The following is a 25,907-nucleotide window of genomic DNA, read 5'->3' as shown; positions in this document are numbered from 1 at the left end:
GGCGTACGGCGGAACCGTGGCAACCTCGACCTCGGGGGCGACGAGCCTCGAGGAGGCGGAATCCGGGCAAGGCAAAACCCCCGCGGATAGAAGCTCCGCGAGGGTTTCTGGGATGACGTAATGATCATCCGTGTGGCTCCGACGGGCGTCGATCCCGTGACCTCACGATTTTCAGTCGTGCGCTCTACCAACTGAGCTACAGAGCCGAGCGGCATGTCTGCCGCTTCCGAGACGAAAGGCCTTCTCGAAAGAAGGCCCGTCGCTGTGGAGCGACCCTGACGGGACTTGAACCCGCGACCTCCGCCGTGACAGGGCGGCACGCTAACCAACTGCGCTACAGGGCCATGCGTATTAAGTTATTCCACCGGAAAGTGACCCCAACGGGATTCGAACCCGTGCTGCCGCCGTGAAAGGGCGGTGTCCTAGGCCGCTAAACGATGGGGCCGGATGAGCCTGAAACCTTGCGATTTCATCCTCGCTTGCCGACGACCGAGCCTACTTCACAATCTCGGAGATTGCCAATCGAGGGCGTGGCGTCCGCGCCGACGGCGTGTCGTGGGCCCAGGATGGGGCGCGACAGCGGGAACTCGCCCTGTTGTACGTGTGACTCGTGTTGCTACTGTTGGCCGAGTTGCGAACCGGTGAGATGAGGTATTCCCGTGACGCTCGAGCGCCCCGACGAATCAGATGACTGCGGCTGCGCGCCCACTGCGAAGGAGCAGCGGCGCCTCTGGCCGTCGTTCGACCGACGCAGCGCGCTGAAGCTCGGAGCTTTCGGGGCTGTCGCCGTCGGCGCCTTCGGGGCTGCGGCGTCGAGCTTCGGTTCCCCCGCCTTCGCCGCCGACTACCCCTCGTGGGCCGATGTCGAGGCTGCCCGCGCGAACGAGTCGGCCAAGGCGGGTGAGATCTCGCGTATTCAGGGCCTCATCCAGGGTCTGCAGTCCGAGGTGGCGCGCACGCAGGCCGAGGTCATCGCGCGTTCCGACGAGTACTACGCGGCGCAGCAGGCGTACCTCGACGCCGACTACCGCGCTCAGCAGATCCAGTCGCAGGCCGACGCGAAGGCCGCCGAGGCCGTCGACGCCGCGAACAAGGCCGGCAAGGTCGCCGCGCAGCTGTACCGCTCGGGCGGTGACGACACCTCGCTCGACCTGTTCTTCTCGGGCTCGGCCGCGACGGCCGACGATCTGCTGGCCAAGCTCGGCACGATGGACAAGCTCCTCGACCGCAACCGTTCGGTGTACGCCGCGGCCATCACGGCGCGCGACTCCGCGCAGCAGCTGAGCAACCAGGCCGGCGACGCCCGCACCGAGCGCGACCGTCTGCAGAAGATCGCCGAAGAGAAGATGGTCGCCGCTCAGCAGGCCGCCGAAGCGGCTCAGGCCGCCCTCGCCGAGCAGCAGTCGAACCAGGTCGTGCTCGAAGCCCAGCTCGCCGCCCTGCAGGACACCACGGCCAAGACCGTCGCCGACTACCAGGCCGGTGTCGAGGCCGAGCGCAAGGCGCGCGAAGAGCGCGAGCGCCGTGCCCGCGAAGAGGCCGAGGCGCGCGACCGCGCCGAGCGCGAGCGTCGCGAGCAAGAAGAGCGCGACCGCCAGAACAACAACAACAACAACAGCGGCGGTGGCGGCGGTAGTAGCGGCGGCGGCGGCGGTGGCGGCGGCGGCGGCGGAGGCGGCGATGTCGGAGGCTCCGGGTGGGCGCGTCCCTCGTCGGCGGGCACCACATCGGGCTACGGCCCCCGCTCCAGCCAATGCAACGGCAGCTACTGCGCCAGCTCGTGGCACCTAGGCCTCGACTTCGGCGCAGGATGCTACTCGCCGATCTACGCGGCTGCCGACGGGCGCGTCACGTACGCGGGCTACAACGGCGGCTACGGCAACTACATCCGCATCCAGCACGGCGACGGGTCGTCGACCGGCTACGCCCACATCGTCGACGGCGGCATCTACGTCTCGTATGGCCAGAGCGTGGGCGCGGGTCAGCAGATCGCCGCCACCGGTCAGACGGGCAACTCGTTCGGCTGCCACCTGCACTTCGAGGTCTACCCGCCGTGGGGCGGAACGACCGACCCGGCAGGCTGGCTGCGCGATCGCGGCATCTACACCTGATCCGGTCCACCTCATCGGGTGAACGAGAAAACCCCCGGTCGATGACCGGGGGTTTTCTGCGTCAGACCGAGGTCAGAGGGTGTTGGGCGCTTCGCCCGAGCCCTGCGTCTTGGTCTGGGCGTCGTGCTCCTCGAAGCGCGTGAACGCCTCGCCCACCAGGCGCTCGGCCTCGGCGGCATCCGCCCAGTCGTCGACCTTGACCCACTTGTTGGGCTCGAGGTCCTTGTAGTGCTCGAAGAAGTGCGTGATCTCTTTCTTGGTCCAGTCGTCGATGTCGCCGACGTCCTGGATGTGGTCCCAACGCGGGTCCTTCGCGAGCACGGCCACGACCTTGTCGTCGCCACCGGCTTCGTCGCTCATCTTGAGCACGCCCACCGGGCGGACCTTGGCGAGGATGCCGGGGTGCAGGTCGCGGTCGAGCAGCAGCAGCACGTCGAGCGGGTCGCCGTCTTCGCCGAGGGTGTTCTCGAAGAAGCCGTAGTTGGCCGGGTAGCCGAACACCGTGTAGAGGATGCGGTCGAGGTACACACGGCCGGTGCCGTGGTCGACCTCGTACTTCACGCGGCTGCCGCGGGGGATCTCGATGACGGCGTCGTACGCGCCCATACTCGTGCTCCTTAGATCTGTGGATTTCCGCGCCCAGCCTATCCGGCACGCACCTCACCGCACGGGCGTGCACGACTCCGGCGTGACGCGCGCTATCGCGACCGGTGACGCCGCCGCGCGCACGGGCCCGCTGGAGCGCGCGACACCGCTCAACCGCCGAGCCCGCCGCTACCGTGGAGGCATGGACCACCGCCCCGGGCTCGACCCGTCCGTCGCCGAGGTGCGCCGCGCCGTGCGTGCGGTGCTCGACACGACCGACGGCGCCGTCGTCGTCGCCCTCTCGGGTGGCGCGGACTCGCTGGCTCTCGCGGCGGCGACCGCGTTCGAGGCCGGGCGTCGTGGCATCCGGGTCGAGGCGGTCGTCATCGACCACGCCCTGCAAGCGGGATCGGATGCCGTGGCGGCTCGCGCCGCCGAGGTCGCGCGCGGGCTGGGCATCGGCGCGCGCGTCGTCGCCGTCGAGGTCGCGACGGAGGGCGAGGGGCCCGAGGCCGCGGCCCGCGCGGCACGCTACGCGGCCCTCGCCCGCGCGGCGGAGCAGATCGGCGCCGACACCGTCCTGCTCGGTCACACGCTCGACGACCAGGCCGAGACGGTGTTGCTGGGGCTCGCGCGGGGCTCGGGGAGCCTGAGCCTCGCCGGCATGTCGGCGGAGCGACGCGACTCCACGGGCCCGCTGTGGGTGCGGCCTCTGCTGGGCGTGCGGCGTGCCACGACCGTCGCCGCGTGCGCCGCCGAGGGTCTCGAGCCGTGGGCGGATCCACACAACGTCGACCCGACGTACGCCCGCGTGCGCGTGCGGGAGCGCGTGCTGCCCGTCCTCGAAGCGGAGCTCGGCCCCGGGATCGCCGAGGCCCTGGCCCGCACCGCGGAGCAGCTGCGCGAAGACGCCGCGGCCTTCCAAGACATGATCGACGAGACGATCGAAGACATCGTCGAGCACGCCGAGGCCGGGATCTCGGTCTCGGTCGCCGCCCTCGCCGCGAACCCCGCGGCGCTGCGCAACCGCATCGTGCGCTACGTCGTCGAGAGCGAGTTCGGGGTGTCGCTGTCTCGGGCCCAGACGCTCGAGGTGGCCCGGCTGGCGACCGACTGGCGCGGGCAGGGGCCGATCGATCTGCCCGCGTGCCTCGCCCGACGCGTGGGTGCCCGCATCGAGATCGTCGCGCGGGCGGCATCCTGATTCCCCCGACGTAGACTTTCGGAATGCGCGCGGCCGACATCTCCGACGACATCAGCGAAGTCCTCCTCACCGAGGAGCAGATCCACGGCAAGCTCGCCGAGTTGGCGACGCAGGTCGCCCGCGACTACGAGGGCCGCGACGTGGTGCTGGTGGGAGTGCTCAAGGGTGCGGTCATGGTCATGGCCGACTTCGCCCGGCACCTGCCGATCCACGTCTCGATGGACTGGATGGCCGTGTCGTCGTACGGCGCGAGCACGCGCTCGAGCGGCGTCGTGCAGATCCGCAAAGACCTCGACACCGACATCACCGGCAAGCACGTGCTGATCGTCGAGGACATCATCGACTCCGGCCTCACCCTCAGCTGGCTGCTTGAGAACTTCGCGTCGCGCGGAGCCGAGTCGGTCGAGGTGCTGGCGCTGCTGCGCAAGCCCGACGCCATGAAGGTGCAGGTCGACTGCCGGTACGTGGGCTTCGACATCCCCAACGACTTCGTCATCGGGTACGGCCTCGACTACGCCGAGCGCTACCGCAACCTGCGCGACGTCGCGGTGCTCGCGCCCCACGTCTACTCCTGACCGCGTCGAGAGCGGGCGTGTACGCCCATGACGAACGCACAGGCCCGGCATAGTTCGCGGGCGTTAGCCTAATTCGACCGCATTCTGCGGAGGATCACGAAAGGGCTGGGCTCGCCCACCATGAATTTCAAGAAGATCACGCGTAATCCGATCATCTACGTTCTGCTGGTCGGTCTGCTTCTGGTCATCGGCTTCTCGCTCATCTCCAACCTCAGCGGTGCGCGGCAGGTCTCCACCCAGGAGGGTCTGCAGCTGCTCAAAGGCGGGACGGTCACCCAGGTGGTGACGAACGACCCCGATCAGCGCGTCGATCTCACGCTGTCGCAGCCCTTCGAGGGCGCCAATGACGTGCAGTTCTACTACGGGCAGGCCCGCGCGAGCGAGGTCGCCACCGCGATCGATTCCGCCGCCCCCTCCGACGGCTTCAACGACGTCGTGCCCAAGGCCAGCTGGTTCGACGGCCTGCTGGGCCTCATGCTCCCGCTCATCCTCCTCGGCCTGCTGTTCTGGTGGCTGCTCTCGAGCGCCCAGGGCGGGGGGAGCAAGGTCATGCAGTTCGGCAAGTCGCGCGCCAAGCTCGTGACCAAAGAGACGCCCACGGTCACGTTCCAAGACGTCGCCGGATCCGACGAGGCCATCGAAGAGCTCGAAGAGATCAAAGAGTTCCTGAAGGACCCGAAGAAGTTCGAAGAGGTCGGCGCCCGCATCCCGAAGGGCGTGCTGCTGTACGGCCCTCCCGGAACCGGCAAGACCCTGCTCGCCCGCGCCGTCGCCGGTGAAGCCGGTGTGCCGTTCTACGCGATCTCGGGCTCGGACTTCGTCGAGATGTTCGTCGGTGTCGGCGCGAGCCGCGTGCGCGACCTCTTCAACCAGGCGAAAGAGAGCTCGCCCGCCATCATCTTCATCGACGAGATCGACGCCGTCGGTCGCCACCGCGGCGCCGGCATGGGCGGCGGTCACGACGAGCGCGAGCAGACGCTGAACCAGATGCTCGTCGAGATGGACGGCTTCGACCCCAAGGTCAACGTCATCGTGATCGCGGCGACCAACCGCCCCGACATCCTCGACCCCGCTCTTCTGCGTCCGGGCCGTTTCGACCGCCAGATCGGCGTCGACGCCCCCGACCTCAAGGGTCGCCAGCGCATTCTCGAGGTGCACGGCCGCGGCAAGCCGCTGTCGGACTCGGTCGACCTCGAGGTCGTCGCCCGCAAGACGCCGGGCTTCACCGGCGCCGACCTGGCGAACGTGCTCAACGAGGCCGCGCTGCTCACCGCCCGCTCCAACGCGCAGCTCATCGACAACCGCGCGCTCGACGAGGCCATCGACCGCGTCATCGCCGGTCCCCAGCGCCGCACCCGCGTCATGCGGGACAAGGAACGGCTCATCACGGCGTACCACGAGGGCGGACACGCCCTCGCGGCGGCGGCGATGAACCACACCGACCCGGTCACGAAGGTGACGATCCTTCCCCGCGGCAAGGCGCTCGGTTACACGATGGTGCTGCCCCTCGACGACAAGTACTCCATCACCCGTAACGAGCTGCAGGACCAGCTGACGTACGCCATGGGCGGCCGCGTCGCCGAAGAGATCGTCTTCCACGACCCCACCACCGGCGCCTCGAACGACATCGAGAAGGCGACGAGCATCGCCCGCAAGATGGTCACCGAGTACGGCATGACGAACGAGGTGGGCCCGGTCAAGCTCGGCTCGTCGTCGGGCGAGGTGTTCATGGGCCGCGACATGGGTCACGGCCGCGACTTCTCGGAGCGCATCGCCGAACGCATCGACGCCCAGGTGCGGGCCCTCATCGAGCAGGCGCACAACGAGGCCTACCAGGTGATCAACGACAACCGTGCCGTGCTCGACCGCCTCGCCCTCGCTCTGCTCGAGAAAGAGACGCTCGACCACATCGAGCTCGCCGAGATCTTCACCGACGTCAAGCGACTGACGCCGCGCCCGCAGTGGCTGTCGTCGGGCGATCGTCCGGTCTCGACCCAGCCGCCGGTCGACGTGCCGCGTCGCGCGCAGCCCGCCGGTATCGCGGCCTCCACCGAGGCGCAGTCCCAGACGCAGGCTGCGACGCAGCCCCGTCCGAGCGGGCAGACGCGACCGGCCACCGCCTGAGGCGCCGTGGCCGTCGATCGGGAGCGCGTCGCCGCATTAGTACGCGAGTTGCTGGGGGCGATCGGGGAAGACCCCGATCGCCCCGGTCTGCGTCAGACGCCCGCGCGGGTCGCGGAGTCGTGGGCGGAGTTCTTCGCGGGCGTGGATCAGGATGCCGGCGTCCCCCTGCAGCACACCATCTCGGTGTCGCGCGGACCGGCGCCCGACACCCTCCCCTCGGGCGCCGTCATGCTGCGCGACATCTCGTTCCGCTCGATGTGCGAACACCACCTGCTGCCCTTCCGCGGGCGCGCGCACGTCGCCTACCTGCCCGGTGAAGAGGTCGTGGGCCTGGGCGCGCTGCCGCGGGTCATCGACATCCTCGCGGCGCGACCGCAGGTGCAGGAGCGCCTGGGCGAGCAGGTCGCCGACGCGATCGCCCACGCACTAGACGCGCGCGGAGTGCTCGTCGTGCTCGACGCGACGCACGAGTGCGTGACCATGCGCGGGGGACGCCAGACCGAGGCCTCGACGGTGACCATCGCCGCCCGCGGCGCCTACACCGAGCCGACGGCCCGCGCGGAGCTGGTCGCGCTCATCGGAGCGCGAGCGTGACGCTCATCATGGGCATCGTCAACGTGACGCCCGACTCCTTCAGCGACGGCGGCCGCTACCTCGACCCCGATGCGGCCATCGCGCACGCGCGGTTCCTGCGCGACCAGGGCGCCGACCTGCTCGACGTGGGCGGGGAGTCCACGCGCCCCGGTGCCCAGCGGGTCGCGCCGCGCGTCGAGCAGCAGCGGGTGCTGCCGGTGGTGGAGGCCCTGGCATCCGAGGGCGCGTTCGTGAGCATCGACACGATGAACGCCGTCACGGCGGTCGCCGCCGTGCGCGCGGGCGCTCGGCTCGTCAACGACGTGTCGGGGGACTCGCCGACCCCGACATGCTGGCCGCGATCGCGGAGACCGACGCCGAGGTGGCGCTGGGTCACTGGCGCGGCCCGTCGACCGAGATGTACGCCCGTGCCGACTACGCCGACGTCGGACGCGAGGTGGCCGCCGAGCTGGCCGCGCGCGTCGAGGCGGCCCTGGCTGCGGGCATCGCGCCGACGCGCATCGTGGTCGATCCGGGGATCGGCTTCGGCAAGCGCGGGGCGCAGAACTGGCAGACGCTGCGGGCTCTGCCCGAGATCGCCGGGCTCGGACACCGCGTGCTCATCGGGACCAGCCGCAAACGATTCCTCGCCGAGGTGCTCGGCGACGACGCCGACCTCGGCCGCCGCGACCTCGCTACGGCCGTCACCAGCGCGCTCGCGGCCCGCGACGGCGCCTGGGCCGTGCGCGTGCACGATGTGCCGACCACTCGCGACGCGCTCGCCGTCGCGCGCGCGTTCACCGATGCAGGGGAGTCCTGATGGATGCCGCCGACGAGATCACACTGACGGGGGTACGCGCCTTCGGGTACCACGGCGTCTACGCCGACGAGAAGCGCGACGGTCAGGAGTTCGTCGTCGATGCGGCGCTGGCCCTGTCGCTGCGGCGGGCGGCCGAGACCGATGACGTCGCCGACACGGTGCACTACGGCGAACTCGCCGAGCGCATCGTCGCCCTCGTCGAGGGCGAGCCGGTCGACCTGCTCGAGACCCTCGCCCAGCGCATCGCCGACGACGTGCTCACCGACGAGCGGGTGGCATCCGTGCGCATCACGGTGCACAAGCCGCGGGCGCCGATCCCCGTGCCGTTCGGCGACGTCGCCGTGACCGTGCGGCGGAGCCGCGCGTGAACGTCCGACTCGCCCACGGCCTCGACGCCGCCCCGCGCGCGACCCCGGTCACCGCCGTCGTCGCCCTCGGCGCGAACCTGGGCGCGCGCGCCGACACGCTCGCCGCCGCCGTCGACGAGCTGCGCACCCTTGCGTTGACGGGTGAGGTGCGCGTCTCGGCGCCGCTCGAGACGGTGGCGGTCACGCTCACCGGAGAAGACGCCGACGCCCCCCGGTACCTGAACGCCGTCGCCCTCGTGCAGACGCGTCTCGCCCCGACCGAGCTGCTGGCCGCGCTACACCGCATCGAGGCGCGGCACGGACGGGTGCGCCGCGAGCGGTGGGGCGATCGCACGCTCGATCTCGACCTCATCGCGTACGGCGACGAGACGATCGACCGCGACGACCTCACCGTGCCGCACCCCCGCGCCCACGAGCGCGAGTTCGTGCTGGCGCCCTGGCTGGAGGTGGATCCGGATGCCGAGATCCCCGGCCGCGGCCGGATCGACGCTCTGCTGTCGGGGCTGCGGGGTAGCGCGTGAAGCGCACGGGGGCGGGCATCCTCGTCATCGCCGCGGTCATCGGGGCCGTCGTCGGGTTCGTGACCGACACGCTGCTCACCGCGACGGGGCGTGCCACGTTCTCGCCCGCGGCGAGCCTGCCCACCATCCTGGCCCTGCTCGGCGTCGTCATCGTCGTCCTGGCCGTGCCGGTGTATCGGGCGACGCGCCGACGCGGCGCCCGCCGGATCGACCCGTTCCGCGCGCTGCGCATCGCCATGCTGGCCAAGGCGTCGTCGCTCGTGGGGGCGGCGGCCACCGGGTTCGGCATCGGACTTCTGGCGTTCCTGCTGAGCCGTCCGGTGACGCCGTCGATAGGCTCGATGGGATCGATCATCGCGACGATCGTGTGCGGAGTCGTCCTCGTCGTGGCGGGGCTCGTGGCCGAGCAGCTCTGCACCATCCGGAAGGACGACGATGACGATACCCCCGGAGACACCCCCGCCGGTCCCGTCGGAGCCTGAGCACCCGCTCGCGGCGCCGGCCCCCGCGGAGCCGCATGAGGCGCCGGTCACCGCGACCGAAGCCGAGGCCGACGTGCTCGACGAGCGCACGTATCCGCGCATCCTCGAGCCGCGCGCGGCGGGCCGACTCCCGCTCGGCGACGGCACGTGGCACCAACTGGCGCGGGCGTACGTGCGCGTGCAACTCATCTCGCAAGCGGCGGTGATCGTCGTCGTCGCGGCCGTCGCCATCGGCATCCAGGTGTTCACGCAGGTGCCGTGGCAGTGGATCCCCGCGGGGGTGATCCTGATCGTGACGACGATCGGCCTGATCATCACGCCGCGACAAGCGCGTTCGGTCGGCTACCAGCTGCGCCGCGACGACCTGGTCTTCCGCCGCGGCATCCTGTGGCAGCGGGTGGTGGCCGTGCCCTACGGGCGCATGCAGCTCGTCGACATCACCCACGGGCCGCTCGACCGCGGCTTCGGCATCGCGCAGCTCAAACTCGTGACCGCCGCGGCCTCGACCGGTGTGACCATCCCCGGACTCACGCAGGAGGCGGCCGAGCAGTTGCGCGACACCCTCATCGCCGTCGCCGAGACCCGCCGGACGGGACTGTGAGCGACGACCGTTCCGCGAGTTCCGCGGAGTCCCCGGGCGAGCCGGGGCCCGCCGATGACGCGACGGGACCGGATGCCGAGGGTTCCGCCGCCGCGACTCCCGCCGCCGCATCGGGCGTCCCGGAGGGGACCGCCGGGCCGGAGGCTGCCGAGGCCCCGGCCGGGCCGCCGCGGCGACCGGTCGTGCGCTCGCCGTACAGCGACGGCGAATGGCATCGACTTCACCCGCTGACGCCCGTGCTGCGCGGTGGACTGTCGCTGGTCGTGATCATCGGTCTGCTCGTGGCCAACCTGCGGGAGCGACTGATCGAGTGGTTCTTCCCCGCCTTCACCGACCTGCCCCCGGGGGCGCTGCCGCCCGACCCGGTCGACTTCCTGTTCGCGAACAACCTCCTGCTGATCGCCGGCGGAATCGCCCTCGTGGTGGTGCTGGTCCTGCTGGGGATCTTCCGCCTGTCGTGGCGGTTCCACACCCTGCGCATCGGCGACGACGACGTCGAGGTGCGCTCGGGCGTGCTGTTCCGCACGCACCGACGGGCGCCCCTCGACCGGGTGCAGGGCGTCAACCTCACCCGGCCGATGGTCGCGCGTCTGCTCGGCCTCGCGAAGCTCGAGGTCGTGGGAGCGGGCCTCGACGCCAACGTGAAGCTCGAGTACCTCTCGGGCAAAGACGCCGAGGCGATCCGCGGTGACATCCTGCGTCTCGCTTCCGGTCGACGCCTCGCCGAGGCGGGGGCGCGCACCGCCGGGCGGTCGTCGGTGGCCCGCCAGGCCGCCGAGGCCGTGGGAGCGGGCCTGCAGGGACTCGTCGACGGGGAAGACCTCTCGGATGCCGAGCCCGAGAGCATCGTGCGGATCCCGATCGGGCGGCTCGTGGCATCCCGCGTGCTGAGCGGGTCCACGCTGGTGCTCATCGCCCTCGTCGTGGGCATCGTGGTGGCGGCCTCGGTGTCGACGCTCTGGGTGCTGTTCACCGTCGTGCCCATGTTCCTCGCCTTCGGCGCGTACTACGTGCGCTCGATCGCACGGGGGCTGCGGTACTCGATCGCCCCCACGTCCGACGGCGTGCGCGTCACCTTCGGCCTGTTCACCACGGTGTCCGAGATCGTTCCGCCGGGACGCGTGCACGCGATCGAGGTGCGTCAGCCCCTGCTGTGGCGCCCGTTCGGCTGGTGGAGCGTGTCGCTGAACCGGTTGTCGGGGCGCGCGTCGAGCGACACCAGCAGCGACCAATTCGCCGCAGTACTGCCGATCGGCACCCGCGCCGACGTGGAGCGTGTGCTGCGCATCCTCGCCCCGAGCCTGTCGAGCGCCGAATGGACACTCGTGTTCCGCGACGGCATCCTGGGTCCGGTGGACGACGACCCCTACGTGACGACCCCCGCTCGCGCGCGGCTGCTGCGGCCCCTGTCGTGGCGCCGCAACGGCGTGCGGCTGACCGACGACGCGCTGCTGCTCCGCCGCGGCTTCGTGTGGCGCTCCCTGACCGTGATCCCGTTGGCGCGACTGCAGTCGATCGGTCTGCACCAGGGTCCGCTCGCCCGAGCGCTTCGGACGGCCACCGTGACGGGACACGTCATCGCCGGGACCGCGCAGACCGCGATCGGAGCGATCGACCGCGACGACGCCGTGCGCCTGTTCGAGCAGACCGCCCTGACGACCGTGGCGGCGGCGGCGGGCGACCGCAGTCACCGGTGGGCCGGATGAGCGCCGGGCGCGCCGGTCGTCTCGGCGTCGGCATCATCGGGGCGGGCCGGGTCGGCCCCGTCATCGGCGCGGCGCTCGCCGGTGCCGGTCACGCGCTGACGGCGATCACCTCGGGGTCCGACGACGACCGCGTCGAGGCCATCCTGCCGGGACTGCCCGTGGTGAGCGCCGACGAAGTGGTGCGCCGCAGCGAGCTGGTCGTCATCGCGGTTCCGCACGAGCAGTTGCCGGGCCTGGTCGCGGGCCTCGCCGACGTCGGCGCGTGGCAACCGGGCCAGCTCGTGCTGCACACCGACCCGGCGTACGGCGCCCGGGTGCTCGACCCCGCGGCCCAGCGCGGAGCGATCCCGCTCGCGATCCATCCGGCGATCGTCTTCACCGGGGCCTCGTCGATCGATCTGCGCCAGCTCGCCCAGGCCTACGCGGCGGTCACGGCGCCCGGCCCCGTTCTGCCGATCGCCCAGGCGCTGGCCGTCGAGCTCGGGTGCGAGCCGGTGGTCGTGGCCGAGGAGGACCGGACGGTCTACGCCGAGGCCATCGCGACGGCGACCGAGTTCTCGCGTTCGATCGTGCGTCAGTCGTCGGACCTGCTGACGCGCGTGGGCGTGGACAACCCCGGGGGGTACCTCTCGGCGCTCGTGCGCTCCAGCGTCGATCAGGCTCTGATCGAGGGCGCCGGACTTCGAGGGCTCGACGGCGACGATACGATCGACGGATGATCCGCACCCTTCAGGATCTGCGCACCCGACTCGGAGAAATCCGAGGCGCAGATCGACCGGCGGGCGGCCCGCGCGTCGCCCTCGTCTCGACCCTCGGCGCTCTGCACGACGGTCACGTCGATCTGATCCACGAGGCCCGCTCGAACGCCGATGTCGTCGTCGTGTCGACATTCGTGAACCCCCTGCGCTTCCGCACCGCGGAAGAGACGGCGAGCTACCCGCGTTCTCCGGACGCCGACGCGCGCGTCCTGGCCGAGCTCGGGGTCGACGTCGTGTTCGCCCCGACCGCCGAGGAGTTCCTGCCGCGGGGCACGGCCACCACCCGCGTCTCGGCGGGCGATGTCGGCCTGCGGTACGAGGGGCGCGTGCGTCCGTTCTACTTCGACGGCGTCCTGACCGTCGAGGCGAAGCTCTTCCACCTGGTCGCCCCCGACGTGGCCGTCTACGGCGAGCGCGACGCGCAGCGGGTGTTCCTGGTGCGTCGCATGATCCGCGATCTGGACTTCGCGATCGACGTGGCCACCGTGCCGACGGTGCGGACCCCCGACGGGCTGCCCGTGTCGAGCCGCGTCGCGCTGCTCGACGATGCCGAGCGCCGCGCGGCCTCTCTTCTGCCGCGCGCCCTCGAAGCGGCCGCCTCGAACGCCGATCTGGGCGTGGACTCCTGCATCGCCGCGGCCCAGTCGTCGCTGATGGGTGAGCAGCGCATCACCCTGGAGTACCTCAACGTGGTCGACCCGGCCACGTTCCTGCCCGTCGACGAAGGCCACACGGGGCGCGCCCTCGCCCTCATCGCGGCGACGGTCGCGGGACACCGCTTCATCGACAACACCGAGATCTCGCTGCGCTGACGCGGAGGCGGTGGCCGCGCGGGGTCGGTTGCGCTGTCGCCGCTGGGCGACGTCTGGGCCGCGCCGCCGCGCATCGGTGCGGGGCGCCGGGCGCTCGCCGAGGTGTCTGTCGCACGACACCGGGCGCGGGGCGCCGTGCGCTGCGCACCGGTCGCGGGGCGCCGGTCGCTGCGCGCCGCGCACCGACCGACCGCCACGGCGCCGGTGATCCCGGCGAATAGACTGGAAGCGACCCCGAGGAGCATCCCTGATGACCGACGCGCCCGCGAACGACACCGCCGAACCGACCGAAGACGAGGTCTTCGAGCAGAAGGCGGTCCGCCTCGCCAAGCGCGAGCGCCTGCTCGCCGAGCGCGCCGACGCGGCCGGTGGGCCGTACCCCGTCGCGGTACCCGTCACCACCACGATCTCGGCGTTGCGTGCACGGTTCGGCGATCTCGAGGCGGGTGCCGAGACCGGCGAGGTCGCGGGCGTCGCCGGACGTGTGGTGTTCAGCCGCAACACCGGCAAGCTCTGCTTCGCCTCGCTGCAGGCCGGAGACGGCAGCCGGATCCAGGCGATGGTCTCGCTCGCGAACGTCGGCGAGGAGTCCCTGCAGGCGTGGAAGGAGCTCATCGACCTGGGCGACCACGTGTTCGTCTCGGGTGAGGTCATCTCGAGCCGACGCGGTGAGCTGTCGATCATGGTGTCGGAGTGGACGATCGCGGCGAAAGCCGTGCTGCCGCTGCCCAACCTGCACTCCGAGCTGAACGAAGAGAGCCGCGTGCGCAGCCGGTTCCTCGATCTGATCGTCCGCGATCGGGCACGCGAGACCGTGCTCGCCCGGGCGAAGGTGAATGCGAGCCTGCGCCGCACGTTCACCGACCGCGATTTCGTCGAGGTCGAGACGCCCATGCTGCAGGTGCAGCACGGCGGCGCGAGCGCGCGTCCGTTCATCACGTCCTCCAACGCCTTCGACACAGAGCTCTACCTGCGCATCGCGCCGGAGCTGTTCCTCAAGCGCGCCGTCGTGGGCGGCATCGACCGCGTGTACGAGATCAACCGCAACTTCCGCAACGAGGGCGCCGATTCCACGCACAGCCCGGAGTTCGCGATGCTCGAGGCCTACCAGGCCTACACCGACTACAACGGCATCGCCGATCTGACGCAGACCCTCATTCAGGATGCCGCCGTCGCGGTGGCCGGTTCGACCACGGTGACGTGGGCCGACGGCACCGAGTACGACCTGGGCGGAGAGTGGGACCGCATCTCGATGTACGACTCGCTGTCGCAGGCCGCCGGTCGGACCATCACCCCCCAGGCGTCGCTCGACGAACTTCGCGCCCTCGGAGCCGAGGCCGGCGTCGACGCCCCGCCGCACGAGACCCACGGCAAGTGGGTCGAGGAACTGTGGGAGCACTTCGTCAAGGGCGGGCTCACGCGCCCGACCTTCGTCATGGACTTCCCCGTCGACACGAGCCCCCTGGTGCGCGAGCACCGCTCGATCGCGGGCGTCGTGGAGAAGTGGGACCTGTACGTTCGCGGCTTCGAGCTGGCGACCGGGTACTCCGAGCTCGTCGACCCCGTGATCCAGCGGCAGCGTTTCGTCGAGCAGGCGAAGCTCGCCGCGCGCGGTGACGACGAGGCCATGCCGATCGACGAGGAGTTCCTGCGCGCGCTCGAGCACGGGATGCCCCCCACCGGCGGCATGGGCATGGGCATCGACCGCCTGCTCATGGCCATCACCGGACTCGGGATCCGCGAGACGATTCTTTTCCCGCTGGTGAAGTAGGTCGCTCGAAGATCCACTCCGGCAGGCGTCCGGCGTCGAGCATGGTCAGCACGATCGCGCTGAGGCCGTGCGCACTGTCGATCTCGACGGCGGCCTGAGCGTAGGTGCCCGCGTGCGACGAACGACCGGTGGCCCAGGCCAGCCAGGCGCAGGCCGATAACGCACCGGGACGCCGCTCGCGCGGAACCACCGACGCCACCCGTCGGCAGAGCTCCAGCGCGTGGCGGAGTCTGTCGGCGTCGGGAGCGGGACCTTCGCCCCACATCGGCCGCGCCAGGTCGACCGGGAAGGGTTCGCCGTCGCCGAAGGTCGTCTGCGCGTCGAACACGGCGTCGCCGACCGTGATGTCGCCCGCCCACTGCATGAGGGCGACGTCGCGCAGTGCGGGGCGCTCGAGGCAGAATGCGAGCGCGGCCAGCCGCGCGGGGGTGACCTCGTCGGGGCGGGTTCGGGCGGCGTCCTCGAGCAGCGCGGGAGGGTCGGCCAGGGTGGTGACGATGTCGTCGGCCGCCCCCTGGCGTGCGGCGCTGAGTCGCGCTCGGTCGCGGGGCCGGGCGAGCACCCGGTCGACGTCGTCGAGAAGGCGCGCGACCGCGCGGGCCAGTGCGGGGTCGGGGTCGGGGAGTTCCGCCGCGGAGAACTGGTCGGACGCGACCAGCGTGTCGGGGGCGTCGATGAGGGCGGATCCGATCTCGGCGAGTGGGCGGCCGGCCGGCATCGACGGGTCGAGGTAGCTGTTCCAGGCGTTCGCGCCCACGACGAGCGCGTCGACGACCCTGAGCCCGCAGATGTCGGCGCGGGCGAGGACGGCGTCGACGAAGGCGCGGTGGGGGAGAGGGGCACCCCCGTTCAGCGTCTCGTCGGCGTAGACGGCGAGGGCGATGGCGTCGGTGCGGGCGACCTTGCAGGCGGTGCCGATGACGGTGGAGGCGATGCTGTCGAGCTCTGCCTGCCCGCGCCCGTGGGGCAGGTCGACGCGCAGAGCGCCGAGCGACCGGCCGTGGGCGAAGGGCACCAGCACGAGACTGCGGTGGGGCGTGCACTCCAGCAGGCGGGGGACGAGCGCGAGGAAGGACGACGAGGACGAGGCTCGGACGACGGTGGTGGTCATGGGTCGAGAGTGCCGCGGAGGGAGAGGTCCGCGCGGGCCGAAATGGCTCGACGGTGGACAGTTCCGCAGGGTGCAGGGGTGGGGAGGACGGGTGCGGCGACCGTTGATCCCGGCTGCCCGGGTATTCTGGGGGCATGGATGCCACCTGGGTCGCGATGCTGTGGGCGATCCTGCCGACCCTGGTCGTGTCGGTGGTGTTCTTCTTCATCCTCCGCAACGTCATCCGCATGGATCGCACGGAGCGCAAGGTGTACGCCCGCATCGAGGCGCAGGAGCGCGCGAAGCGCGGACTCCCGCCGGTCGCCGCGAGCAGCGAGGGTTCCGCGAACTGACGGACGCGCGGTCGATGTCGGACGCCGTCGCTACGCTGGGTCCACGACCCGTCCAGGAGGACCCGTGATCAACGCCGCGTTCGAAACGAGCTGGCTCGTCATCACGCTCTTCGTCGTCGACCTGGTGGTGCGCATCGCCGCGATCATCATCGTGCCGCGCAATCGGCGCCCCACGGCCGCCATGGCCTGGCTGCTCGCGATCTACTTCATCCCTTTCGTCGGCGTCTTCCTCTTCCTGCTGATCGGCAATCCGCGGTTGCCGCGCAAGCGCCGGCGCAAACAGGCCGCGATCAACGAGTACATCCACGACACCAGCGCCTCGCTCGAGTTCGGCACGCTGCAGCCGAACGCCCCCGACTGGTTCCGCGCGCTGGTGGGCCTGAACCGCAATCTGGGTGCCATGCCCCTCGCCGGCGACAACGCCGCGACGCTCATCGCCGACTACCAGAGCAGCCTCGACGCCATGGCCGACGCCATCCGCCAGGCCCGGCGCTACGTGCACGTCGAGTTCTACATCCTGCAGTCCGACGACTCGACCGACAATTTCTTCCGCGCCCTCGAAGAGGCCGCTGCGCGCGGCGTGGTCGTGCGCGTGCTGCTCGACCACTGGGCGAACCGGGGCAAGCCGTTCTACAAGCAGACTCTGCGACGGCTCGACGCGATGGGGGCGCACTGGCACCTCATGCTGCCGGTCCAGCCGCTGCGGGGCCGCTACCAGCGCCCCGATCTGCGCAACCACCGCAAGCTGCTCGTGATCGACGGCGACGTGGCGTACATGGGGTCGCAGAACGTCACCGACTCCTCGTACAACCTGCGCAAGAACATCCGCCGCGGCCTGCACTGGGTCGACCTCATGGTGCGCGTCGAGGGTCCGGTCGTGGCGAGCATCAACGCGGTGTTCCTGTCGGACTGGTACAGCGAGACCGACGAGACCCTGAGCGACGAGATCGACCTGTTCAGCGTCACCTCGGGTCCGGGCGAACTCGACTGCCAGATCGTGCCCTCGGGCCCGGGCTTCGACTTCCAGAACAACCTCAAGCTGTTCCTGGGGCTCCTCTTCGCCGCCCGCGAACGCATAATCATCGTGAGTCCCTACTTCGTGCCCGACGAGGCCCTGCTGCTCGCCATCACCACGGCCTGCCAGCGCGGGGTGCACGTCGAGCTCTTCGTCTCCGAAGAAGGCGACCAGGCGATGGTCTATCACGCGCAACGCAGCTACTACGAGGCGCTGCTGCGCGCCGGCGTCACGATCTGGATGTACCGCAAGCCGTACATCCTGCACAGCAAGAGCGTGACCATCGACGACGAGGTGGCCGTCATCGGCTCCAGCAACATGGACATGCGCTCGTTCGGTTTGAACCTCGAGGTGTCGCTCCTGGTGCGCGGCGAGGGTTTCGTGCACGACATGCGCGAGGTCGAGGGGCGGTACCGCGAACTGAGCCGTCAACTGACGATCGAGGAGTGGCGCACCCAGCCCCTGCGCTCCACGATTCTCGACAACCTCGCCCGCCTCACCTCCGCTCTGCAGTGACGCGATCGCGGCATTCGCCGCTGGCATCCAGGATCTTCGGCCATCATGAGCCGGAACGTCCCCCCGTTGGAGGTTCCATGTCTCGTCGCTCGCTGTCCCTCGCCGGAGTCATCGGTGCCGCTCTTCTCGCCGCGGGAGCGCTCACCGGCTGCGCGACCGGTGCCGCATCGTCGGCCGCGTCGGCCGATCCCTCGGTCTCGACCCCGGATGCCACGGCCACGGCGCCCGTCGGCGAGATCGGTGCCGCGTGGCTCGAGGGAGGCCGCTCGATCGCGCTGGTCACCCAGGGGAGCTCGTCGTGCCCGCCCGTGGTGAGCGGTGAACCGTCGGTGGCGGACGGCACGGTGTCCGTGACGCTCGAGGAGTCGGGCCGCGACTCCTGCACGCGCGACATGGCGCCGCGCGCGACGCTGGTGGGACTGCCCGAGGGGACCGACGTCACCCGCGCGTGGACCGTCTCGGTCGACGGTGTCGCGCAGGGCGAGGTGTCGCTCAATGGGCTGCCGTCGGCGGCCCCCGCGGGACTGACCGACTTCGCCCCCAGCGCCGGGTGGGTCGACGACTCGCTCGTCGCGATCCTCACCTACGGCAGCTCGGGGTGCCCGCCCACGGTCGAGTCGGTCACCACGTCGGCGAGTGACATCGCCGTGCAGTTCGCCACGCCCCCGAGCGATCAGATCTGCACGATGGACATCGCTCCCCGCGTCACGCTCGCCGATGTGGGCGGCAACGTCCCCTCGGGCGATGCGTCCGTCGTGCTGTCGGGGGGAAACGTCGAGACGACGGGCGCGATCGCGGTCATCGGCACCCGCTGACGGCGGGGGTCACCGCTCCACCACCAGCAGGTCGCCGACCTCGCACTCGAGCACCCGGCAGATGGCCGAGAGCGTCGAATAGCGAATGGCGCGAGCGCGGTCGTTCTTCAGGACCGAGAGATTCACGACCGAGACCCCGACGAGTTCGCTCAGACGGGTGAGCGTCATGCCGCGTGCCTCCAGGAGCTCGTCGAGGCGGCAGTGGATGCCGGTGGGGCCCTCGTCGCTCGCCGCGGGACTCATACCAGCCCCTCCGTGTCGCGCTGGAGGCGGATGCCGCGCGAGAAGACGAGCGACAGCGCCAGCACGCCGAGCCCCACGAGAGCCCACACCAGGTCGAAAGACGTGCCGACCACGAAGACTTCCCCCGCCGCCGGGTTGAGTTCATCCGCGGCCATCATGCGCCCGAGTCCGGACAGGCCCGCCGAGAGGATCCCACCCACCAGCAGAGCGCAGCCGGCGACCTGCGTGGCCAGGACGAGCGCGCGGTGGAACGGCCGCCGCCACAGCAGCAGCAGGAAGAAGAGCACGACGGCGCCCACCGTGATCAGCACCGTGAGGGCGCCGAACGAGGCGCCCAGCACCAACAGGGTGCGCGCACCCGTGCTGAGCCCCGTGGCCACGACCCAGGCGGACTCGTACCGCGCGGACGCGATGCCCGCACCGCCCGCGGCGGCGGAGTGCTCGACCTCGGCATCGGTGAGAAGACTGAACCCGCCGTCGCCCGTCGCGATGCCGATCGCCGCACGAACGCCCGGAAGCGCCAGGGTGAGGCCCATCACGGCGCCCGCCGCGACGAAGAGCCAGACGATGCCGCGCTCCATGCGCGGGGAGACCCAGGAGGGATTCGACATCAGACCAGCCCCTCGGTGTCGCGCTGTAGGCGGTCGCCCACGGCGAAGACCGTGCCGACGAGGGCCACGACGAAAGCGACCCCGATGAAGCTCGGCAGATCGATCTGCGACACGGTGCCGCGGTCGTAGGTGCGCTCCGAGAGCCAGGCGACGGCTCCGTTGGCGACCATGTTGTGGAAGAACGGCACACCGGCCACGCCGGCGAGGGCGACGATGCCCGCGGTCGACACGAGGACCGTCTGCCGTCGGCTGAAGATCCTCCCGCGCAGCACCGAGGTGGTGACGAGCAGCAGCAGCGTCACCACCGTGACCACCACCACGGCGAACAGGCCCTCGGCGAGGAAGAGCGCCCACAGGGAGGGGGCGGGGAGGGACGGGGCGGTGACCACGCCGCCGGTCAGTTCGATCGGCACGGGGGCACCGGCGGGGCCGATGGGTGCCTGGGCGGCGGTGTCCACGAAGGGCATCGGCACGCGGACGTTGCGGTTGGGGATGGCCGCGACGATGTTCGCGACGCTGCGGACGACGGCCCACACGGCGATCGCGACGCCCACGACGATGAAGAAGACGTAGCCGGCGGTGTCGCTGGGGGAGAGGACACGGGAGGTCGGACGGGGGGAGGTCATGACAACTCCTTATCGATGATCGTTGTTATCGGTTGTCGATAAAGTAACGACTATCGATGTGTTGCGCAAGACCGGCCGTCGTCTCGGTATGCCCACGGCGAACATGGGTCCCCGGCATCCGGCCGCTGGTTACTCTCGATGTACGGCGCGCGGAGGCGTGCCTGTCAGCCCATTTTTGGAGGGACTGAGGATGTTCGAACGATTCACCGATCGTGCTCGTCGTGTAGTGGTGCTCGCCCAAGAAGAGGCGAAGATGCTGAACCACAACTACATCGGCACCGAGCACATCCTTCTGGGCCTCATCCACGAGGGTGAGGGCGTGGCTGCCAAGGCGCTGGAGTCGCTGGGCATTTCGCTCGACGCCGTCCGTGAGCAGGTGCAGGACATCATCGGCCAGGGGCAGCAGCAGCCGACCGGCCACATCCCCTTCACGCCGCGTGCGAAGAAGGTCCTCGAGCTGTCTCTGCGCGAAGCGCTGCAGCTCGGCCACAACTACATCGGGACCGAGCACATCCTGCTCGGTCTCATCCGCGAGGGCGAGGGTGTCGCAGCCCAGGTGCTCGTCAAGCTCGGCGCCGACCTGAACAAGGTGCGCCAGCAGGTCATCCAGCTGCTCTCGGGCTATCAGGGCAAGGAGCCCGCGGGCGTCGCCTCGGGTGCCGGCGAGCAGACCTCGACCGGCACGCAGGGCGGCTCGGCCGTGCTCGATCAGTTCGGTCGCAACCTCACGCAGGCCGCGCGCGACAACAAGCTCGACCCCGTGATTGGGCGCGAGAAAGAGATCGAGCGCGTGATGCAGATCCTGTCGCGTCGCTCGAAGAACAACCCCGTCCTCATCGGTGAGCCCGGTGTGGGTAAGACGGCGGTCGTCGAGGGCCTCGCGCAGGCCATCGTCAAGGGCGACGTGCCCGAGACGCTCAAGGACAAGCAGGTCTACTCGCTCGACCTCGGTTCGCTCATCGCCGGGTCCCGCTACCGCGGTGACTTCGAAGAGCGCCTGAAGAAGGTCACGAAAGAGATCCGCACGCGCGGCGACATCATCGTCTTCATCGACGAGATCCACACCCTCGTGGGTGCGGGTGCCGCCGAGGGCGCGATCGACGCCGCGTCGATCCTCAAGCCCCTCCTCGCCCGCGGTGAGCTCCAGACCATCGGTGCCACCACGCTCGACGAGTACCGCAAGCACTTCGAGAAGGACGCCGCTCTCGAGCGCCGCTTCCAGCCGATCCAGGTGGCCGAGCCGAGCCTGCCCCACTCGATCAACATCCTGAAGGGGCTGCGCGACCGGTACGAGGCGCACCACAAGGTGCAGATCACCGACGGCGCGATCGTCGCGGCGGCCAACCTCGCCGACCGCTACATCAGCGACCGCTTCCTGCCCGACAAGGCCATCGACCTGATCGACGAGGCCGGCGCCCGCCTGCGTCTGTCGATCCTGTCGTCGCCGCCCGAGCTGCGCGAGTTCGACGAGAAGATCGCCAAGGTCCGCGAGCAGAAGGAGCTGGCCTCCGAGGAGCAGGACTTCGAGAAGGCCGCGTCGCTGCGCGACGAGGAGAAGTCTCTCCTCGCCGAGCGCCTGCGCCTCGAGAAGCAGTGGCGCTCCGGCGATGTCGCCTCGCACGCGGTGGTCGACGAGGGTCTGATCGCCGAGGTGCTCGCCCAGGCGACCGGCATCCCGGTGTTCAAGCTCACCGAAGAAGAGTCCAGCCGCCTCATGTTCATGGAGAAGGCGCTGCACCAGCGCGTCGTCGGCCAGGAAGAGGCGATCGCGGCCCTGTCGCGTACGATCCGTCGTCAGCGTGCGGGCCTCAAGGACCCCAAGCGTCCCTCGGGCTCGTTCATCTTCGCCGGCCCCACGGGTGTCGGAAAGACCGAGCTCGCCAAGGCGCTCGCCGAGTTCCTCTTCGACGACGAGGGCGCGTTGATCTCGCTCGACATGTCGGAGTTCGGTGAGAAGCACACCGTCTCGCGTCTGTTCGGTGCCCCTCCCGGGTTCGTCGGATTCGAAGAGGGCGGCCAGCTCACCGAGAAGGTGCGCCGCAAGCCGTTCTCGGTCGTGCTCTTCGACGAGATCGAGAAGGCCCACCCCGACATCTTCAACTCGCTGCTGCAGATCCTCGAAGAGGGTCGCCTGACCGATGGTCAGGGTCGCGTCATCGACTTCAAGAACACGGTGATCATCATGACGACGAACCTCGGTTCGTCGGCGATCGCCGGAGGCCCGGTCGGCTTCCAGGTCGAGGGCAACGCCCAGACGTCGTACGAACGGATGAAGGGCAAGGTCGACGAAGAGCTCAAGCGCCACTTCAAGCCCGAGTTCCTCAACCGTGTCGACGACGTCATCGTCTTCCCGCAGCTGAGCAAGCCCGAGCTTCGCCAGATCGTCGGCCTGTTCGTCAAGCGCCTGGCCGACCGTCTGCTCGACCGCGACATGACGGTGGAGCTGTCGGACGACGCGAAGGACAAGCTCATCGAGATCGGCTTCGACCCGACCCTCGGTGCGCGACCGCTCCGTCGCGCCATGCAGCGCGAGGTCGAGGACCGCCTCAGCGAGAAGATCCTGCACGGCGAGCTCGAGGCGGGAGACCACGTCAAGGTCACCGTCGAGAACGGTCAGTTCGCGTTCGAGACCGCCCCCCGCGGCGAGAAGGTCGCGATCGGGGTCGGAACCGCTGGCGAGATCGCCGCGACGCCTGACACCCTGGCGGGCAGCTGATCGCATAACAGACGAGGGCCCGGATGCCATGGCATCCGGGCCCTTCGTCGTCGCGGCGTACGCTGGGTCGATGACCTCTTCCGCGCCGTTCGTCGTCCGCCCCGCCGGTACCGCCGACGTGCGACGCATCCACGAACTGCTCGAGCCGTTCGTGCAGAAGCGCATCCTGCTCGGCAAAGACCTCGTGGTGCTCTACGGGTCGGTGCAGCAGTTCGTCGTGGCCGAGGCCGATGGCGTCGTCATCGGCTGCGGCGCCCTGCACGTCATGTGGGAAGACCTGGGTGAGGTGCGCACCCTCATCGTTCACGACGAGTGGCTGCATCACGGCGTGGGGCGGGCCATCGTCGAGATGCTCGAGGAGCGGGCGCGCGAGCTGGGCGTCAGCCGCCTGTTCTGCCTGACCTTCGAGGTCGACTTCTTCACGCGTCGGGGGTTCGCCGAGATCGGCGAGCAGGTGGTCGACCCCGACGTGTACTCGCAGCTCGTGCGCAGTCCCGACGAGGGCGTCGCGGAGTTCCTCGACCTCGCGCACGTCAAGCCCAACACCCTGGGCAACACGCGCATGCTCAAGCAGCTCTGAGCGCGCCGTGGGCGGGGACTCAGCCGTGACGCCTACCCTGGAACCATGACCGATGCCCCCCGAAGGCGGAGGCAGTCCCCGGCGGTCTATCGTCGACGTCGTCTCGCGGCAGGGCTCTTCGCCCTGATCGTGATCGGCCTCGTCGTGTGGCTCGTCGCGGCTCCGCCCTGGCGCGCCGTCCCGACGGCCGAAGAGACGCCTGCCACCGCCGAGAGTGCCCCCGACCCCGCCGTCTCGTCGGCTGCTCCGCCGGCCGCGGCGACTCCGAGTTCCACCCCGACGCAGAGCGTGTCGTCGGGGCCCGTCGAGTGCACCGCCGCCGACATCTCGGTCGAAGCACTGTCGGACAAGGCCGAGTACGCGCAGGGCGAGAACCCGCAGCTCTCGATCCGCCTCACCAACTCGTCCGCGAACGCCTGCACCATGAACGTCGGAACGAGCGCGCAGTCGTTCACCGTGACGAGCGGCTCCGACGTGTGGTGGCGCTCCACCGACTGCCAGTCCGAGCCGAGCGATCTCGAGGTCACCCTCGCCGCCGGCCAGACCGTCACGAGCTCGGCGCCCCTCACCTGGGACCGCACGCGTTCCTCGGTCAGCTCGTGCGAGAGCGAGCGGCCGTACGCGCCGGGCAGCGGAGCGACGTACCACCTGAGCGTGTCGATCGGCGGCATCCCGTCGGCCGGGACGGCGTCGTTCGTCCTGCAGTGACGCGCACAGCGACGAACGGAGGGGTGGATGCCATGGCATCCACCCCTCCGTCATCACCGGGTCAGCTGCGCGGGGAATCCTTGCCGAACACCTCGCCCTGCAGGGCGTCGTAGCCCTCCTTCTGCGGGTCGCCGTGCAGACCGCCGGAGAGGGCGTACTCCTCCTCGGGCGAGAGCACGAGGCGGTGACGGCCGTAGACGGCGAAGGCGACGAAGATCACCGCGTAGACCACGATGATCGCCACGATCGCCAGCAGGTAGGCCGAGTTCAGCAGTAGGCCGAAGAACACGACGGCGGCGATGATCGCCGCGGAGTAGGCCCCGAACAGGCCCCACGGGCTCTTGTACGGACGCACCGCGTTCGGGAACTTCTTGCGGAGCACGATGAACGAGACCATCTGCAGGAAGTACGCGAGCACCGCGCCCCAGACGGCGATGTTCAGCACGATCGCGCCGGCGGGGCTCGCGTCTCCTCCCGCCGCTTGCACGATCACCAGGGCGAAGAAGCCCAGCACCGCGCCGAACACGAGGGCCACCCACGGGGTCTTGCGAGCACCGGTGAGAGAGAGCCAGCGCGGGTAGTAACCGGCGCGCGAGAGCGAGTACATGTTGCGGCCGTAGGCGAACATGATGCCCATCAGCGACGCGAGGAGCCCGACCAGGGCGAGCAGCGACAGGAGTGCCGCGGCCTGGTCGCCGACCATCGCGCGGAAGCCGTCGAGCAGGGGTTCGACGGAGGTCCCGGTCTCTTCGGCTCCGAGCACCCCGGTGTTGAGGAACAGCACGATGAGACCCGTGACGATGAGCGTCCCTCGGGCCCAGAGGCCGGCCCGCGGAATGTCGCGAGCGGGGTCGTGCGACTCTTCGGCGGCCAGCGGCAGCTCCTCGATGCCGAGGAAGAACCACATGGCGAAGGGGAGGGCCAGCAGGATCGCCCCGACGCCGTGGGGGAGGAACTCGGTCTGCCCCGCATCGGGGACGATGTTCCACAGCGAGGCCCAGTCGAACGCCCCCGTGACCAGGGACATCACGCCGAAGACCACGATGATGCCGATCGAGATGATCGACACGACGATCGCGAAGCCGAACGAGATGTTCGCGCCGGCGGCGTTGAGGGCGATGAAGAGCGCGTAGAGGATGATCCACCACACGAACGCGGGCAGGCTCACGCCGGTGAGCAGCTCCAGCGCCGAGTCGGCGTATTGGCCGGAGAAGTAGACGACGACCGCCGTCGTGGCGACGTACTCGATGGTCTCGGCGAGGCCCGTGGCCAGGCCGCCCCAGGGACCCATCGCGGATCGTGCGAACGAGTAGGCGCCGCCGGTGTGGGGCATGGCGGCGGCCATCTCGCCGATCGAGAACGTCAGCCCGTAGTACATGACCACGAGCACCACGAAGGCGATGAGCATACCGCCGAAGCCGGCGTTGGCGACGCCGAAGTTCCACCCCGAGAAATCGCCCGAGATGACGGCGGCGACCGCGAGGCCCCACAGCCCCCAGACGCCGGCCGAACGTTTCAGGGTGCGTTTCTCGAAGTACGTGGAGTCGGTCGCCGTATAGGTGGCGCCGGCGACCTTTCTGCGGGAACTGCTCGAGGTGGACATAGGGCCTCCAGACGGTAACG

25 protein-coding genes, 3 tRNA genes and 1 pseudogene are annotated in these 25,907 nt (G+C 70.1%); 20 read left to right on the top strand and 9 right to left on the bottom strand.

Features of this window, described 5'->3' with window-relative positions; genetic code table 11:
• Positions 1–133 precede the first annotated feature (133 nt).
• The 3 genes from BJP65_RS07140 to BJP65_RS07130 all read right to left on the bottom strand — a co-directional run bounded on the left by BJP65_RS07140 (position 134) and on the right by BJP65_RS07130 (position 445).
• Positions 134–206: transfer RNA gene (locus BJP65_RS07140), tRNA-Phe, on the bottom strand.
• A 64-nt stretch (positions 207–270) separates the two neighbouring features.
• Positions 271–344 (bottom strand) — tRNA-Asp (locus BJP65_RS07135).
• Positions 345–372: 28 nt separating this feature from the next.
• Positions 373–445: transfer RNA gene (locus BJP65_RS07130), tRNA-Glu, on the bottom strand.
• A 214-nt stretch (positions 446–659) separates the two neighbouring features.
• On the opposite strand from BJP65_RS07130, the gene BJP65_RS07125 reads away from it, so the two are divergent.
• On the top strand, positions 660–2,111 hold the full coding sequence (locus tag BJP65_RS07125; protein ID WP_070408665.1) for a M23 family metallopeptidase: 1,452 nt from the start codon (positions 660–662) through the stop codon (positions 2,109–2,111).
• A 72-nt stretch (positions 2,112–2,183) separates the two neighbouring features.
• Here BJP65_RS07125 and BJP65_RS07120 read toward each other — a convergent pair whose 3' ends face one another.
• Positions 2,184–2,717 (bottom strand): inorganic diphosphatase, encoded by a 534-nt coding sequence (locus tag BJP65_RS07120; RefSeq protein ID WP_055833321.1) that lies wholly within the window; start codon positions 2,715–2,717, stop codon positions 2,184–2,186.
• Between the two features lie 181 nt (positions 2,718–2,898).
• Between BJP65_RS07120 and tilS the strand changes: the two genes are divergently transcribed.
• The 13 genes and pseudogenes from tilS to lysS all read left to right on the top strand — a co-directional run bounded on the left by tilS (position 2,899) and on the right by lysS (position 15,011).
• Complete coding sequence (gene tilS / locus BJP65_RS07115) at positions 2,899–3,900, top strand: tRNA lysidine(34) synthetase TilS (protein WP_070408664.1); 1,002 nt, start codon at positions 2,899–2,901, stop codon at positions 3,898–3,900.
• Positions 3,901–3,923: 23 nt separating this feature from the next.
• Positions 3,924–4,475, top strand: coding sequence for a hypoxanthine phosphoribosyltransferase (gene hpt, locus BJP65_RS07110; protein ID WP_055833327.1), 552 nt, complete (start codon positions 3,924–3,926; stop codon positions 4,473–4,475).
• A 120-nt stretch (positions 4,476–4,595) separates the two neighbouring features.
• Positions 4,596–6,599, top strand: a complete 2,004-nt coding sequence (gene ftsH, locus BJP65_RS07105) for an ATP-dependent zinc metalloprotease FtsH (protein WP_070408663.1) — start codon at positions 4,596–4,598, stop codon at positions 6,597–6,599.
• 6 nt (positions 6,600–6,605) lie between these two features.
• On the top strand, positions 6,606–7,193 hold the full coding sequence (gene folE / locus BJP65_RS07100) for a GTP cyclohydrolase I (RefSeq protein WP_055935726.1): 588 nt from the start codon (positions 6,606–6,608) through the stop codon (positions 7,191–7,193).
• A pseudogene (gene folP, locus BJP65_RS07095) lies at positions 7,190–7,992 on the top strand (dihydropteroate synthase). Before folE ends, folP begins: the two are co-directional and overlap by 4 nt.
• A complete protein-coding gene (gene folB / locus BJP65_RS07090) occupies positions 7,992–8,360 on the top strand; it encodes a dihydroneopterin aldolase (protein WP_070408662.1) in 369 nt (122 codons plus the stop codon). Before folP ends, folB begins: the two are co-directional and overlap by 1 nt.
• The gene (gene folK, locus BJP65_RS07085) at positions 8,357–8,881 is read left to right on the top strand and encodes a 2-amino-4-hydroxy-6-hydroxymethyldihydropteridine diphosphokinase (protein ID WP_055935735.1); all 525 of its coding nucleotides are present in this window, start codon (positions 8,357–8,359) and stop codon (positions 8,879–8,881) included. Before folB ends, folK begins: the two co-directional genes overlap by 4 nt.
• Entirely contained in the window at positions 8,878–9,363 is a 486-nt protein-coding gene (locus BJP65_RS07080; protein WP_055833345.1) for a DUF3180 family protein, read from the top strand. The genes folK and BJP65_RS07080 overlap by 4 nt, the downstream gene beginning before the upstream one ends.
• Complete coding sequence (locus BJP65_RS07075) at positions 9,317–9,964, top strand: PH domain-containing protein (RefSeq protein WP_083285755.1); 648 nt, start codon at positions 9,317–9,319, stop codon at positions 9,962–9,964. The genes BJP65_RS07080 and BJP65_RS07075 overlap by 47 nt, the downstream gene beginning before the upstream one ends.
• On the top strand, positions 9,961–11,670 hold the full coding sequence (locus BJP65_RS07070; RefSeq protein ID WP_258027538.1) for a PH domain-containing protein: 1,710 nt from the start codon (positions 9,961–9,963) through the stop codon (positions 11,668–11,670). Before BJP65_RS07075 ends, BJP65_RS07070 begins: the two co-directional genes overlap by 4 nt.
• Positions 11,667–12,389, top strand: a complete 723-nt coding sequence (locus tag BJP65_RS07065; RefSeq protein ID WP_070409888.1) for a DUF2520 domain-containing protein — start codon at positions 11,667–11,669, stop codon at positions 12,387–12,389. The genes BJP65_RS07070 and BJP65_RS07065 overlap by 4 nt, the downstream gene beginning before the upstream one ends.
• Entirely contained in the window at positions 12,386–13,240 is an 855-nt protein-coding gene (gene panC, locus BJP65_RS07060; protein ID WP_070408661.1) for a pantoate--beta-alanine ligase, read from the top strand. Before BJP65_RS07065 ends, panC begins: the two co-directional genes overlap by 4 nt.
• Before the next feature lie 250 nt (positions 13,241–13,490).
• Positions 13,491–15,011 (top strand): lysine--tRNA ligase, encoded by a 1,521-nt coding sequence (lysS, locus tag BJP65_RS07055; protein WP_070408660.1) that lies wholly within the window; start codon positions 13,491–13,493, stop codon positions 15,009–15,011.
• On the opposite strand, the gene BJP65_RS07050 is transcribed toward lysS, so the two are convergent.
• Entirely contained in the window at positions 14,962–16,122 is a 1,161-nt protein-coding gene (locus BJP65_RS07050) for a DUF4192 family protein (protein ID WP_070408659.1), read from the bottom strand. The two genes, lysS and BJP65_RS07050, sit on opposite strands and share 50 nt — an antisense overlap.
• A 134-nt stretch (positions 16,123–16,256) precedes the next feature.
• On the opposite strand from BJP65_RS07050, the gene BJP65_RS07045 reads away from it, so the two are divergent.
• The 3 genes from BJP65_RS07045 to BJP65_RS07035 all read left to right on the top strand — a co-directional run bounded on the left by BJP65_RS07045 (position 16,257) and on the right by BJP65_RS07035 (position 18,800).
• A complete protein-coding gene (locus BJP65_RS07045) occupies positions 16,257–16,454 on the top strand; it encodes a hypothetical protein (RefSeq protein WP_055833357.1) in 198 nt (65 codons plus the stop codon).
• Positions 16,455–16,518: 64 nt separating this feature from the next.
• Positions 16,519–17,985 carry a cardiolipin synthase gene (gene cls, locus BJP65_RS07040; RefSeq protein ID WP_055833361.1) on the top strand — a complete coding sequence of 489 codons (1,467 nt, stop codon included), beginning with the start codon at positions 16,519–16,521 and terminating at the stop codon, positions 17,983–17,985.
• A 77-nt stretch (positions 17,986–18,062) separates the two neighbouring features.
• Complete coding sequence (locus BJP65_RS07035; RefSeq protein WP_055935746.1) at positions 18,063–18,800, top strand: hypothetical protein; 738 nt, start codon at positions 18,063–18,065, stop codon at positions 18,798–18,800.
• Positions 18,801–18,809: 9 nt separating this feature from the next.
• On the opposite strand, the gene BJP65_RS07030 is transcribed toward BJP65_RS07035, so the two are convergent.
• Genes BJP65_RS07030 through BJP65_RS07020 form a run of 3 tightly spaced genes read right to left on the bottom strand, consistent with a single transcriptional unit; the run spans position 18,810 to position 20,280 of the window.
• Entirely contained in the window at positions 18,810–19,043 is a 234-nt protein-coding gene (locus tag BJP65_RS07030; protein ID WP_070408658.1) for a helix-turn-helix transcriptional regulator, read from the bottom strand.
• On the bottom strand, positions 19,040–19,654 hold the full coding sequence (locus BJP65_RS07025; RefSeq protein ID WP_156458687.1) for a hypothetical protein: 615 nt from the start codon (positions 19,652–19,654) through the stop codon (positions 19,040–19,042). Before BJP65_RS07025 ends, BJP65_RS07030 begins: the two co-directional genes overlap by 4 nt.
• Positions 19,654–20,280, bottom strand: coding sequence for a hypothetical protein (locus tag BJP65_RS07020; RefSeq protein WP_070408657.1), 627 nt, complete (start codon positions 20,278–20,280; stop codon positions 19,654–19,656). The genes BJP65_RS07025 and BJP65_RS07020 overlap by 1 nt, the downstream gene beginning before the upstream one ends.
• Before the next feature lie 190 nt (positions 20,281–20,470).
• On the opposite strand from BJP65_RS07020, the gene BJP65_RS07015 reads away from it, so the two are divergent.
• From BJP65_RS07015 to BJP65_RS07005, 3 genes are all read left to right on the top strand, one after another.
• Entirely contained in the window at positions 20,471–22,996 is a 2,526-nt protein-coding gene (locus BJP65_RS07015; protein WP_055833379.1) for an ATP-dependent Clp protease ATP-binding subunit, read from the top strand.
• Positions 22,997–23,066: 70 nt separating this feature from the next.
• Entirely contained in the window at positions 23,067–23,576 is a 510-nt protein-coding gene (locus tag BJP65_RS07010) for an amino-acid N-acetyltransferase (protein WP_055937627.1), read from the top strand.
• A 45-nt stretch (positions 23,577–23,621) separates the two neighbouring features.
• A complete protein-coding gene (locus BJP65_RS07005) occupies positions 23,622–24,284 on the top strand; it encodes a hypothetical protein (protein WP_181016005.1) in 663 nt (220 codons plus the stop codon).
• 61 nt (positions 24,285–24,345) lie between these two features.
• Here the strand turns inward: BJP65_RS07005 and BJP65_RS07000 are convergent, their stop codons facing one another.
• A complete protein-coding gene (locus BJP65_RS07000) occupies positions 24,346–25,887 on the bottom strand; it encodes an amino acid permease (RefSeq protein ID WP_070408656.1) in 1,542 nt (513 codons plus the stop codon).
• Positions 25,888–25,907 lie beyond the last annotated feature (20 nt).

Source organism: Microbacterium sp. BH-3-3-3, from assembly GCF_001792815.1.
Classification (GTDB): Bacteria; Actinomycetota; Actinomycetes; order Actinomycetales; family Microbacteriaceae; genus Microbacterium.
This window is presented reverse-complemented; position numbering and strand designations above follow the sequence as displayed.

Bases quoted from the DNA above. Each gene is read 5' to 3' on its own strand.
- BJP65_RS07030 (WP_070408658.1), bottom strand. From the start codon at position 19,043: ATGAGTCCCGCGGCGAGCGACGAGGGCCCCACCGGCATCCACTGCCGC.
- BJP65_RS07120 (WP_055833321.1), bottom strand. From the start codon at position 2,717: ATGGGCGCGTACGACGCCGTCATCGAGATCCCCCGCGGCAGCCGCGTG.
- BJP65_RS07065 (WP_070409888.1), top strand. From the start codon at position 11,667: ATGAGCGCCGGGCGCGCCGGTCGTCTCGGCGTCGGCATCATCGGGGCG.
- tilS (WP_070408664.1), top strand. From the start codon at position 2,899: ATGGACCACCGCCCCGGGCTCGACCCGTCCGTCGCCGAGGTGCGCCGC.
- ftsH (WP_070408663.1), top strand. From the start codon at position 4,596: ATGAATTTCAAGAAGATCACGCGTAATCCGATCATCTACGTTCTGCTG.
- BJP65_RS07035 (WP_055935746.1), top strand. From the start codon at position 18,063: ATGTCTCGTCGCTCGCTGTCCCTCGCCGGAGTCATCGGTGCCGCTCTT.
- BJP65_RS07010 (WP_055937627.1), top strand. From the start codon at position 23,067: ATGACCTCTTCCGCGCCGTTCGTCGTCCGCCCCGCCGGTACCGCCGAC.
- folB (WP_070408662.1), top strand. From the start codon at position 7,992: ATGGATGCCGCCGACGAGATCACACTGACGGGGGTACGCGCCTTCGGG.
- BJP65_RS07075 (WP_083285755.1), top strand. From the start codon at position 9,317: ATGACGATACCCCCGGAGACACCCCCGCCGGTCCCGTCGGAGCCTGAG.
- panC (WP_070408661.1), top strand. From the start codon at position 12,386: ATGATCCGCACCCTTCAGGATCTGCGCACCCGACTCGGAGAAATCCGA.
- BJP65_RS07000 (WP_070408656.1), bottom strand. From the start codon at position 25,887: ATGTCCACCTCGAGCAGTTCCCGCAGAAAGGTCGCCGGCGCCACCTAT.
- BJP65_RS07005 (WP_181016005.1), top strand. From the start codon at position 23,622: ATGACCGATGCCCCCCGAAGGCGGAGGCAGTCCCCGGCGGTCTATCGT.
- BJP65_RS07020 (WP_070408657.1), bottom strand. From the start codon at position 20,280: ATGACCTCCCCCCGTCCGACCTCCCGTGTCCTCTCCCCCAGCGACACC.
- lysS (WP_070408660.1), top strand. From the start codon at position 13,491: ATGACCGACGCGCCCGCGAACGACACCGCCGAACCGACCGAAGACGAG.
- BJP65_RS07025 (WP_156458687.1), bottom strand. From the start codon at position 19,654: ATGTCGAATCCCTCCTGGGTCTCCCCGCGCATGGAGCGCGGCATCGTC.
- BJP65_RS07045 (WP_055833357.1), top strand. From the start codon at position 16,257: ATGGATGCCACCTGGGTCGCGATGCTGTGGGCGATCCTGCCGACCCTG.
- BJP65_RS07050 (WP_070408659.1), bottom strand. From the start codon at position 16,122: ATGACCACCACCGTCGTCCGAGCCTCGTCCTCGTCGTCCTTCCTCGCG.
- hpt (WP_055833327.1), top strand. From the start codon at position 3,924: ATGCGCGCGGCCGACATCTCCGACGACATCAGCGAAGTCCTCCTCACC.
- BJP65_RS07015 (WP_055833379.1), top strand. From the start codon at position 20,471: ATGTTCGAACGATTCACCGATCGTGCTCGTCGTGTAGTGGTGCTCGCC.